Raw genomic sequence first — 12,099 nt, 5'->3', positions numbered from 1 at the left:
TCTCATATGAAAATCATTTTCCTTATGAGAACCACTCTGCGACCTTGGCCTAAACCTCTCTGATCTTTGCGGTTCATTCTCGAGACATCGTATTTTTTTTATTCTTTCTGTTCTGGAATTATAAATTTTATATACTTATGCCGTGCGAACGAATTGGTTAATAATTTTTTTAATATCAGTTTGTAAACCTTGAAATTGAATCTTTATATGGTCTTCAGTATGTGAATGGCCCGTTACATTAGAATGATTCTAATAATTGTAAAATTTCAATGCCGGCTTGACCCTAAAGGCTTGTTGAACTTACTCGATTGATCACTTCATCCTTTTTTTTACCCGTTTTGTACATTCTTTAAATGGATTCAAGGAATACTTGATTCTTCATCTGAGTGCCTGTCTACTTTCGTTGTGCGATTTGCACTGAAACAAAACAGCCAGGTTTATATTTTAACTTCCAACCAATGAAAACTAAGACTCAAATAGCAGACTCAAGATCAGTCCCTTTTCTTGACAAAATTCTGTGGTTTAACCGATTCTCCCTATTTGTTGTGTTTTTTTGGTTTGGCTTCCTGAAATTAATCCATCTCTCTCCAGCCGAAACACTCATCGCACATCTCCATCAAGAGACCATTTCGAATTGGGTGACCCTTGAATTTTTTACACCATTTCTTGGATTTATAGAATGTGTGATTGGCTTGCTGTGGTTGTTTCCCAAATTAACGAGGATTGCATTTGGGCTTTTCAGCCTTCAAATGTTTACAACTTTTCTTCCATTGTTTTACTTGCCGACAGATACCTGGCAAGATAGTTTTACCCTGACCCTGACCGGACAATACATTGTAAAAAATCTGGTCCTGATTGCAGCTGCCCTGATCCTTTATGCCTTTCATCAGGCTGAACACAAAGCCTTTGAACCGTCATATTCTTCCAAAACAGCTCAATGGAATTGGCCTTTGGTCAACTTGAAAAAACATACTACGTAATTATTTTCTTCATTTATACAGCCTTTTAATCAATATCAGCCATGAAAAAAAACTTCGACTTATTCAAACGTTCATTGCATTCCTACGTAAGTTTTGCAATGTTGTTTATCCTGTTCATCTTATTCACCGGTATGCAGGTTGCGAATGCACAAGGTTGCGTTGCCATCAGGGGAATGGGATGCAGTGCAACAAATTCAGGAACAACTGTGAGCAAATCCGGTCTTTTGTTTACTTCCAATCTCCGATATTTTCAATCCTACAAACACTTCAGAGGTTCTCATGAAGAAAAGGAGCGGGTTGAAAAAGGAACAGAAGTGATTAATGATTCCTATTTTATGGAATTGGGATTGTCCTATGGTTTATCCGAGAGAGTTTCGGTTTCAGCGAATCTCCCTTTGATCTACTACGACCGCTCTTCTTTGTACGAGCATTATGGAAATTCATTGACCGCAAACCCCGAACAGAAAAGATTCAATACCCAGGCCAGTGGAATTGGCGATATGAGATTGGGAGTCTTGTACACCGTTACCAATCCGCTTGCCCATTCGAAATTTAATTTGAGTGTAGGAGCTGGAATCAAACTCCCTACTGGTAATGAAAATGTTACTGATGATTTTCACAGGAGGAAATCGGATGGCGGAGATTCGACGTTCGTTAGACCTGTTGACCAATCTATTCAATTGGGTGATGGTGGAGTCGGATTTAACCTGGAGATCCAGTCCAATCTTGTACTTCTTAATAATCTTTCACTTTATTTCAATTCGTTTTATTTATTTAATCCGGAAAACACAAACAATACACTCACCCGCGGAACTCTGGCTGGTGCAGATCCCCTCATTGCTTATCATTCTGTTGCCGATCAGTTTGCGGTAAGACTGGGTGCCAATTATATGGTGAATCACCAACTCAACTTTGGGTTGGGATCGCGTTTGGAAGGGATTCCTTCGTCTGATGTTTTTGGAGACAGCGAAGGATTCAGAAGGCCGGGATACGTGATCTCAGTGGAACCTTCTGCTTCTTATCAATTCGGTCAAAACAATCTGGCTCTCACCGTTCCCTTTGCGCTTTACCGGAACAGAACAAAAAGTGTTTACGATCTTGCCGATCCAACCGGACAACGCCATGGTGATGCCGCCTTTGCCGATTACAGCCTGAATCTTACGTATTCGCATAAGTTCTCCTTGTCGAAAGATTGATAACATACTTCAAACTGCAATAAGGAATCCCGTTGCACGTGATAAAACTGGCAATTATCTTAATGCATATGGGTTGAATTCTTCAAAATCATATTAGAGAATAAAGAAACAAACCGATTATTTAATTCAAGTTTTGTTAATTCTTGTTACGTAGCCGGAGGAAGCTCCGGCTTCTTTATTCTACGAAGGTTGGGCAGTTGAAATTCTTGTATTCTTGAATTGCCCTTATATTTGCTCTTGCAGGAAATCATCAACATGCCCAGAATTTCTATTACAGTTAAAAATGCATTCGTATATTTTGTCTTGCTGGTTTTGACCAGTGCGACTTTGGGCTATGCCATTTACAAATTAAGTTCCAACAAGGTGATGGAAAATACCATGATTACCTTGTTGCATAACAATGAAACAGCTGTATTGAAATTTCATTCTTTTTTGGATGATGTGCGCAAGGATGTTTGGTATTTGTCCAATAATCCCTTTTTAAAGGATTTTCAGTCGAATAGTCAGGACAAACGCTTAAAAGAAAAACTGGCTGCAGAATTTTTAGCCTTGCTCCGTGCAAAAAACCAATATGCGCAAATCCGGGTCATTGGTCTCGAAAATAAGGGTCACGAATTGATCAGAGTGGAGCATATTCAGAGCCAGGCTTTTATTGTCGCAGACAGTTTGCTGCAACTTAAAGGAGATCGCGATTATTTCAGAGAAACCATTCAGCTCCCTGAAGATTCTATTTATTTTTCCGAAATCAATTTGAATCAGGAATATGGAAGAATCTTATTTCCCGTTGTTCCAACCTTGAGAGTTGCTACTCCATTATTTTTTCAGGGACACGTGTGGGGTATTGTAATTGTCAATGTGGATTTGACATTTATCTTTAAAGAACTGGAAAAAGTGACGGGTGAAGTCAACCAGTTGAAACTCATCAACCAGGACGGTTATTACCTGATCCATCCCGACACGAATAGCGTGTTTCAATTTGAATTTGACAAAAACCCAAACATAATATTGGAAGATGTAAGAAAAAATTGGATTTCCACTCCCCTGGTTGCCAGTAATTACAGTGGGTTTATCGACAAATCCCGTGGTGAATCCATTATTGAATTCAATTATCCCAGAAAAAATTACCTGCTCTATTTTACGCTCAGTTCGATCGAGGAAAATTTGTTGGGTGTATTCAACAAGTGGAAACTGAGTATTATTTATATCACTTTATTGTTTATTCTGGGATCAGTATTTATTGCCTTGTATTGGACTCGGAGACAGGCCCGGCAATTCAGTGAGATTACCAAAAGTATTTCGGCATTTGGAAATAACCCCAATGTCGTAAACTTAAATATCAACAGGGATGATGAAATTGGTGACCTTGCCAAATCATTTCAGGAGATGTCTTCGCGAATTCATCATTATGTAAACGAGCTTATGTTGGCCAGGGATCAGGCTGATGAAGCCAATAAGGCGAAGCAAGCTTTTATTGAGAATATGAGCCATGAAATGCGAAATCCGTTACAATCTATATTGGGCATGGTCAATATGCTTGAAAAAAATGAACCCAGGCAGGATCAGGATGCTTTTATCCGGAATCTTAAATTCAGCTCCGAACATTTGCTAACGCTTGTTAATGATGTGTTGGATTACCGGAAATTGCTGAATGGCCAGATCCTCTTGCAGTCCCAGGATATAGGTTTAAAGGAATTTCTGGAAAAAATTATAAAAGGCCATTTATTTGAAGCTACGCAAAAAAGAATTCGGGTCAACCTGGAAATGGATCCTGATTTAAACCATGAACATTTTACTGCAGATCCGGTCAGATTAAGTCAGATATTAAATAACCTGCTCAGCAATGCCATCCGTTATTCCAGCGCCGAACAGGAAGTTAAGCTTTTAGTAAAAGGAGCAGAAGCCCATCAACTCTATTTTGAAATACAGGATCTGGGTCCGGGAATGAGTGAAGACAATATTGCAAATGTTTTGAATTTGAAACCGGTAACTGGGAAATCGAGACAGATCCAGAATGTGGGACTCGGATTGCCCATTGTCATCAGGATGCTTGAATTGATGAATACCAAGTTGGAGATAAAAAGAAATTATCCAAAAGGATTGTGTTTTGGTTTTCTTTTGCCAACCCAAATGAGGAGATCTGCTGCCAAAGCAAGCTTTACGGATTCACCACAAGTTCAATTGAAACACTTGATTTCAGCTTGTGCCTGTGTAGATGACGATCCTCAGAACAATTTTTATTATCAGCATATTTTTGAAAAAATTGGAGTGCCTGTAGATCTTTTTAATGATCCTGAAGAATTTTTAATCTCGAATAAACGATATTCATTAGTGATCAGTGACTTTAATTTTGCAGAAAGCCGATTGGAAAATGTCATTGACAGAGTAAAACGGCAACTGGATGAGTATGGTATTTTGATCGTTATTTCTGCAAACGACGACGGCCAGAAATTAGTTAGCGGGATAGACTCATTTTTGCAAAAGCCTGTTTCTCCGGAACAGTTGATTGAGACGGTTTCTAAAGTAATTTATCTGCGCATGTATAGTTTGCCGGTGGCAGCCAATCTGACCCGGCAATATGAAGGGGATACTCAAAGGTCAAACCAAGCTTTGGAACTTATGATTAAGGAATGGACAGATCTTACCCGAAAGCTTCAAGTAGCCATGAAAGAAGGAAATATTTCTGAATACGAAAGAATAGTGCACCGGTTGGCAAACAGCATGCGTCTGTTGGACTTGGTGAAAATGGAACAATCCTTAAACGATTTGAGATTAAAAATGACTGGTGGAAAATCCTTGAACGACACGGATCAGGCCAGAGTAAATTTTGGTTTTCAATATTGCATCCGGTATTTACAAAAACAATTGAATCCTTATTCCTGAATTTTATAATCCTTTAATTGCATTGTAAATCTGGATGTAAAGATTAGTGCCATTTGTTTAAACCAGATATTACAGCCACCTTCGAACCTTTGCCTTATATTTTTGGTAATCGCTCCCGAATACTTTTTGGAGTCTCGGTTCTTCATGTAGAAGAATAAATGCATTGAATAACAGAAAGATGCATAGGGTATAACAACCCAATAGAGAAGAACGAAAATAAAAGCTTTCAGCAATCAACATTGCCATAACTCCGATATACATTGGATTTCTGGAATATGCGTACAAACCCTTTGTGACGAGATGTTTTGTTGGATCCAATGGAGACAGTGTACCTATGCCCTGATGAATAAACCGATACACACAGTGAAGGAGTATGGCAAAACCTGCGATAAACAGGAAAAAAAGTAGGATGGGTAGTGGTTTGATTTCAAAATCCTGAACCGGGATTTCAAATTTTTTATACAATAGATAAGGGATGAGCAAAGTGACTAATCCAGGTTGAACAATAATAAAAAATAAATTTCTGAAGTATAAAGATGTTGACATGGCCTCTTGATTTGGCAAAGTCGGATTTGATATTTAAATATATGAGTTTGAAAACAGGATTGTTCGGATTTTAAAATTTAATTCAAAAATTCAAATTTCTTTTATCCATTTCAGCAAATCTGTTTTGTATTTTTCACCAACGGGAATTTCTTTTCCATGAATGGTAATTTCATCCTGATTGATCATTTGGATCTTTTTCGCATTTACGATATACGAACGGTGAACTCGGATAAATGATTTGGGCAGTCTTGATTCGAGATCTTTCATTGTGATCAGGCTCATATTTTGACCGGCTTCGGTATGAAAATTAGAATAATTGCCCTCAGATTTTATATACAATAATTTGTCGAATTCTATTTTTACCCACTTGGTGCCATCTTTAACAAAAATGAATTCATCCAATTTGGTTTTATCAGATTCATCTGCCGATTGAAGAATTCGTTGTATAGCCTTAAGAAAGCGCTCGTAGCTTAGCGGTTTTACCAGAAAATCAACAACGAGGTCGTATTCATAGCTTTTAGCCGCAAAATCCGATTCACTGGTAACCATGACGACTGGAACCTTGTCAGGCATTCGCTCGAGAAATTCCTGACCCTTCATATCAGGCAGGTGATAATCGAGAAATACCAAATCCATGTTACCGGAGCCTAACAAATTGAGTCCATCCATAGCCGTTGATGCGACCAGGCAAAATTCAATCTGTTCGGTTTTAGAGCAGAAATGTTTGATCAAATCCCCAATCAAAGGATCATCATCGACTACCAGACATTTAAGTGACATAATTTGGCCAAAATTACTCTTTAGCTTTGTTTCCAAAATAATTTTAAATAAAATATCAGCCTATTTATCCATTATATAAAGGGTTTTATGGATTTTTAGCGAATCCGGTAACCAGACATTCTAAATTTGAGCCATCATGAGATTTCATCAGAAGTTGATGAGTCTGAATTCATCGGTTTTGGTTTATCGATTTTCGGAATTTTATCCAGTGATTTCAAATAGTTTTGGAACCCGTCCTCAGTCATCTAAATAATTATATCAAGGTTTTGCATGGGTTTAGATGACTGAGTTTTTTTTTTGGTTCAGTCTTGGTTTAAATTCCGGTTTATAGACATGTCGAGTCATAAGAAAACAAATTAATAAAACATATGAAAATTCGTTTAGCGCTGTTAAGCTTGATTTCTATTTGTCATTTCTCAGTAAGCGGACAAAATGAAAAAGAGAAGGTCTTTAAACCCAGTTTAGCCAATAAATGGCTTGATATTGCATTGGAAGTAACTGCTAATGATGTGGACCGTTATGGTGCCAAGCCTACCATTCAAGCCCGACAGTTAGGCATCGCGATGAATGCCATGTACGATGCATGGGCGTGCTATGATGCCAAAGCTGTAAATAGTCTATACGGTTCAAAATTGAGAAGGCCTGCTTCAGAGAGAACCAAAAAGAACAAGGAAAAGGCGATCAGTTATGCCATGTTGCATGTATTGATTGACCAATTTCCTTTAGATAAAAAGCAGATTTTGGAAGAATTTCAAAAAATGGGTTATGATCCTAAAAATTATACACTTGATAAAACCAAGCCTGAAGGTATAGGTAACCTCATTGCCAGGGAATTGCTAAAAAAACGGCATCAGGATGGTGCCAATCAGCTGGGTAACGAACCCGGTTCAGATGGTAAACCTTATTCGGATTATACGTATTACAGACCAGTAAACACTTATAAAAAGGTCATTGATCCCGACCGTTGGCACCCACTTCCATTTGTAAAAAATAATGGGGACACCTTTTTAGTCAATTTTTTAACGCCTCACTGGTATCGAGTCCAGCCATTTGGACTAAAATCCTCTTCACAGTTTCGTGCGCCTGAATATCCAAAATACGGAAGCGAACAATTGAAGAAGGAGGTGGACGAGTGTATTGATTTTAATGCCAATTTGGATCACACCAGGAAATCAACCATAGAATTTATGCGAGATGGTCCACGTTCGACAGGACAGGCAGGTCATTGGCTCCGATTTGCGCAATTAGTTTCCTTTAGAGATCATAACGATTTGGATCGCGACGTAAAAATGTATTTTGTCGTAGCCTTAACAGCTATGGATGCTTTTATAGCATGTTGGGAAACAAAAAGATTTTACGACAGCTCGCGACCCTGGACCTTAGTTAGACAATACTATAAAGGTCAAACAATAAAAGGCTGGGGTGGACCTGATAAAGGAACGCTGGATATTCCGGCTGAAAGATGGCATCCTTACTCACCGGCAGATTTTGTTTCACCTCCATTTCCGGCTTATGTTTCCGGACACAGCACAGTCAGTGGGGCATGCGCAAAAATATTGGAGTTGTTTACAGGTAGCGATGATTTTGGAGAAACAGAAAACCGAATTTGCGGTATTATCACCGAAACACCCGGAGATCCTGTTTCCCTGCCTTTGCCAACTTTTACGGCAACTGCAGAAATGGCTGGAATCTCAAGGGTTCTGGGAGGTTACCACATTCAGGCCGATAATGTAGAAGGTTTAAAAATGGGCAGAAAAGTCGCACATTTCCTATGGGATGATGTTTTTCAAAAGTATTTTGACGGAACGTATAAGAGGAAAGGTTAAAGGGGAGAAGGGGTGTAGGCTTTTAGGCATGTAGGCTTTTAGGCATGTAGGCTTTTAGGCTTTTAGGCTTTTAGTCCCGATAAAATAAAGCTAACTTTTTCTTTACTAAAATATTATGCAATTTTATCGGGATTTAGGCTTTTAGGCTTTTAGGGTGGGGGAATTGAATTCAGCGAAAAAGCTTGAAGCGAAAAGCCTAAAGATATATTTCGATTCCATTGATAGAACTCTCTTCCCTAAACTAACTAACGTATGTTAGTCCCATCAACTATCAACTGCCAACTGCTGACTGCTCACTGATAACTGCTCACTGCAAACTGCCAACTGCCAACTGCCAACTTCCCCTTACTCCTCCTTGTCCTTCTCCTTGCGTTTGTGTTTGATGACTTTGGCTTCGATGTTAAAAATAATTTCTTCGGCTATATTTTTTGCCTGATCTCCGATGCGTTCAATTTTTCTGACCATTGACAAAACATGTAAGGTTTCTCTTCTGAGTTTTGGATATTTATCCAGACATTCAATTGCCCTGTAACTTGCGACATCGTTTATTTTGTCGAGCATTCGGTCGCGTTTGTATACGGTTCTGGCTTTGAGGGTATTTTCAAGAATATAGGCTTCGCGGAGATTTTTCACCATTTCGATTGCGAGTAAAAGCATTTTGTCTGCCTCCAAATGTTTGATGATCTCGAGATTGAATTCGGTATCCTGATCGGATATAAATTCTGAGATTCCACAGGCGATATCGCCAATGCGCTCCAGATTTGTATTGATTTTTAATGTAGTCAGTACAAACCTCAGATCTGAAGCGACGGGTTGCAAAAGTGCAATAAAGTCTTCACAGATCCTGTCAATGCTGAGCTCGTAGGCATTGATCCTTCTTTCTGCTGCCTGTATAGCTAAAGCAAGATCCCGGTCACCATTTTGGAGGGTCTGTTGCGTTTTTTCAAGTTGATTGATGACCGCATCCCACATATTGATCAACTTGTCTTTTAATTCCTGGATTTCATTTTCAACGTGTAACATGGTATTTTCAATTATTGGGTTTATCCAAATCGGCCTGTAATGTAGTTTTCGGTTTGTTGTTTTTCAGGATTCCTGAAAATTTTCTTGGTTTCATCGAATTCGATCAGCTCACCCAGCAGGAAGAATCCCGTAAAATCACTAACTCTACTTGCCTGTTGCATATTATGGGTAACTATTAAAATGGTAAAATTATTTTTCAACTCGTAGATCAGTTCTTCGATCTTGCCTGTAGAGATCGGATCGAGAGCCGAAGCTGGTTCATCCATTAATAAAATAGATGGTTCGATGGCCATAGCCCTGGCGATACAAAGCCTTTGTTGTTGTCCTCCGGAGAGTTCAAAAGCAGATTTTTTGAGCTTGTCTTTCACTTCTTCCCATAAAGCTGCTTGCTTTAATGCTTTTTCAACCTGTGTTTCAATAAGACTTTTATCTGAAATTCCGTTTACCCGAAGTCCGTAAGCTACATTTTCAAAAATACTTTTAGGGAAGGGATTGGGTTTTTGGAAAACCATACCTACGTTTCTTCTGAGCTTGTCTATTTCAGATACTTGAATGTTGTAAATGTCTTTTCCATCGATCAGAATTTCTCCATCGATTTTAATTCCGTCAATCAGGTCATTCATCCGGTTGAATAATCTGAGGTAGGTTGATTTTCCACATCCTGAGGGACCAATCAATGCGGTAACTGTTTTTTCGGGAATTTGAATACTAATTCCTTTTAATGCATGAAAGTCGCCGTAATGGAGATGCACATTTTTAGTTTCTATTTTATGCGACATAGGCTTACTTCATTTTTACTTTTTTGCTAAAATAATTTCGCAGGTAATTGGCAATCAGATTAACGATTAAAACGATCAGGATTAAAATAACAGCCGTTCCGTAAGCAATAGGTCTGGAAGACTGAATATCTGTTCCGCTTGTAGAAATCACATACAGGTGGTAAGGAAGGGCCATAGCCTGGTCCATGATGGACTGGGGCAACTTCGGTAAAAAATACGCAGCCACTGTAAACAATATAGGAGCTGTTTCGCCCGAGACCCTGCCTATACTTAAAATCAATCCGGTTATGATGTTCGGAAAGGCAATTGGTAAAACCACTTTTCGAATGGTGTATAGTTTACTGGCTCCCAAGGCATAACTGGCATGTCTGAAAGTATCATCCACGGATTTTAAACTTTCTTCGGTTGTTCTGATGATCAGGGGCAGGGCCAGAAGCGCTAAGGTCAGGGAACCGGCAAGAATAGATGCACCAAATCCCAGTTGATTCACAAATAAAGCCATTCCAAACAATCCAAACACAATGGATGGGATTCCTGCCAGGTTGTTGGTCATGACTTTGACAAATCGCTTCAACGAACCATCTTTAGCATATTCGTTTACATATATTCCCGAAAGAACACCCACCGGAAAAGCGATCAACATGCTTAAAAGTACCAAATACAAAGTACCAATAATCGCCGGAAGAATTCCTCCTTTGGTCATGCCATCTAATGGCATTTCTGTCAGAAATTCCCAACTGAGAACTCCAATGCCTCTTTTAAAAATAAAAAACAAGATTAAAAACAAGATGCCAATGATGATCATTGCAATACCCCGGGCTACCCAAAAGGCAATCGATTGCTGAATTCTTTTTGAGCGGTCTACCTGTAACGGAAATTGCAACATAAGCTTAGTTGAGTTTTTGTTTTTTAGATATCCGTTCTACAAGTAAATTGGTGACAAGTGTAATCAGAAAAAGCATACATCCCAAAGCAAACAAGGCTTTAAAGTGCAAGCCTCCAAATGGAGCTTCACCCAATTCTGCGGCAATGGTTGCCGGAATCGTTCGTACAGGTTGTGTCAATGATGTCGGAATCAGCGCCGCATTGCCGGTCACCATAAGTACTGCCATAGTTTCACCAACCGCCCTTCCAATTCCAAGTATTGCTGCCGCCGTAATACCGCTGGAAGCATAAGGAATAATAACTCTGAAAATGGTTTGCCAGTGTGAAGCACCCAGAGCCAGGCTGGCTTCTTTAATCGCAATCGGACATGTTCTGATGGCATCTTCTGAAACTGTAATTATAGTAGGCAAGGCCATGATCGCCAATAATATACTGCCGGCCAATGCAGTCTCTCCAACCGGTAGGTTAAAAAAATCTTGAATGAATGGAACAATGATGACCAATCCAAAAAAGCCATATACAACAGATGGGATCCCTGACAACAACTCAATCACCGGTTTTAAAATTTTCCGTACTCTTTCATCTGCAATCTCTGCCAGATACACGGCTGCGGCGAGTCCGAGAGGAAGTGCTATCAGAATGGCTATCAAACTCACCAATAAAGTACCCAGAATCAATGGAAAGGTGCCCATAATGGCAGCAGGTTTTGCGGTTGGAAACCATTCTTTTCCCGATAAAAATTTCCACAAACTTATTTTGTGAATGGCGACTTGTCTGATACCTGCTGTAAGACTGAGTTGTTTTTCTGAAAAGTAAGCAATCGTTCCCGGAACGGTGTCTATATAATGGTTTATGCAGGCACTCAGGTATTCAAAATTCTTACCCAGTTGTTCTTCTGTAAATAAATCATCAATTTCATCAGCAGAGAGAAGAGTTACTTTCTGATCAAAGGAACCCAGTTCTTTCCAGTTGGTTATCTTTTTATCGAATAAATTTTTAACCTGTACATCGGTCAATTCAACGACGGAATTGTCTTTGTGCACAAAAAGTGCATGGTGGTCTTCCAGTGGAGAAGAATTAATAAACAAGACTCCCTCTCTGAATAAAAAAAATACAATCAATAAAACAATGACTGCGGATATATATCCGCAGCCTTTGATGATGTATTCGATTATTATTTCGAAGAAATGCTTCAAATTATTTT

General features: G+C 39.1%; 10 protein-coding genes. 4 read left to right on the top strand and 6 right to left on the bottom strand.

Annotated elements, in window-relative coordinates; all coding sequences use genetic code 11:
* The first annotated feature begins 458 nt into the window (after nt 1-458).
* The 3 genes from IPM34_13655 (at nt 459) to IPM34_13645 (ending at nt 5,056) form a co-directional block, all read left to right on the top strand.
* Nucleotides 459-980 (top strand): hypothetical protein, encoded by a 522-nt coding sequence (locus tag IPM34_13655; protein MBK8956584.1) that lies wholly within the window; start codon nt 459-461, stop codon nt 978-980.
* Nucleotides 981-1,021: 41 nt separating this feature from the next.
* Nucleotides 1,022-2,176, top strand: coding sequence for a hypothetical protein (locus tag IPM34_13650; GenBank protein ID MBK8956583.1), 1,155 nt, complete (start codon nt 1,022-1,024; stop codon nt 2,174-2,176).
* A 255-nt stretch (nt 2,177-2,431) separates the two neighbouring features.
* On the top strand, nt 2,432-5,056 hold the full coding sequence (locus tag IPM34_13645) for a hypothetical protein (GenBank protein MBK8956582.1): 2,625 nt from the start codon (nt 2,432-2,434) through the stop codon (nt 5,054-5,056).
* Between the two features lie 69 nt (nt 5,057-5,125).
* Here the strand turns inward: IPM34_13645 and IPM34_13640 are convergent, their stop codons facing one another.
* Nucleotides 5,126-5,602, bottom strand: coding sequence for an isoprenylcysteine carboxylmethyltransferase family protein (locus IPM34_13640; protein MBK8956581.1), 477 nt, complete (start codon nt 5,600-5,602; stop codon nt 5,126-5,128).
* Between the two features lie 90 nt (nt 5,603-5,692).
* Nucleotides 5,693-6,382: a response regulator transcription factor gene (locus tag IPM34_13635; GenBank protein MBK8956580.1), complete on the bottom strand. Its 690-nt coding sequence runs from the start codon at nt 6,380-6,382 to the stop codon at nt 5,693-5,695.
* 368 nt (nt 6,383-6,750) lie between these two features.
* Here IPM34_13635 and IPM34_13630 point away from each other — a divergent pair, with 368 nt between their 5' ends.
* The gene (locus IPM34_13630) at nt 6,751-8,208 is read left to right on the top strand and encodes a vanadium-dependent haloperoxidase (GenBank protein ID MBK8956579.1); all 1,458 of its coding nucleotides are present in this window, start codon (nt 6,751-6,753) and stop codon (nt 8,206-8,208) included.
* Nucleotides 8,209-8,553: 345 nt separating this feature from the next.
* Here IPM34_13630 and phoU read toward each other — a convergent pair whose 3' ends face one another.
* Genes phoU through pstC form a run of 4 tightly spaced genes read right to left on the bottom strand, consistent with a single transcriptional unit; the run spans nt 8,554 to nt 12,091 of the window.
* A complete protein-coding gene (gene phoU / locus IPM34_13625; protein ID MBK8956578.1) occupies nt 8,554-9,231 on the bottom strand; it encodes a phosphate signaling complex protein PhoU in 678 nt (225 codons plus the stop codon).
* A 20-nt stretch (nt 9,232-9,251) separates the two neighbouring features.
* Nucleotides 9,252-10,010 carry a phosphate ABC transporter ATP-binding protein gene (gene pstB, locus IPM34_13620; GenBank protein MBK8956577.1) on the bottom strand — a complete coding sequence of 253 codons (759 nt, stop codon included), beginning with the start codon at nt 10,008-10,010 and terminating at the stop codon, nt 9,252-9,254.
* Between the two features lie 4 nt (nt 10,011-10,014).
* Nucleotides 10,015-10,896, bottom strand: coding sequence for a phosphate ABC transporter permease PstA (gene pstA, locus IPM34_13615; GenBank protein ID MBK8956576.1), 882 nt, complete (start codon nt 10,894-10,896; stop codon nt 10,015-10,017).
* A 4-nt stretch (nt 10,897-10,900) separates the two neighbouring features.
* Entirely contained in the window at nt 10,901-12,091 is a 1,191-nt protein-coding gene (pstC, locus tag IPM34_13610; protein MBK8956575.1) for a phosphate ABC transporter permease subunit PstC, read from the bottom strand.
* Between the last annotated feature and the right edge of the window lie 8 nt (nt 12,092-12,099).

It is taken from the genome of Saprospiraceae bacterium (assembly GCA_016716185.1).
Lineage (GTDB): Bacteria > Bacteroidota > Bacteroidia > Chitinophagales > Saprospiraceae > Vicinibacter.
This window is presented reverse-complemented; position numbering and strand designations above follow the sequence as displayed.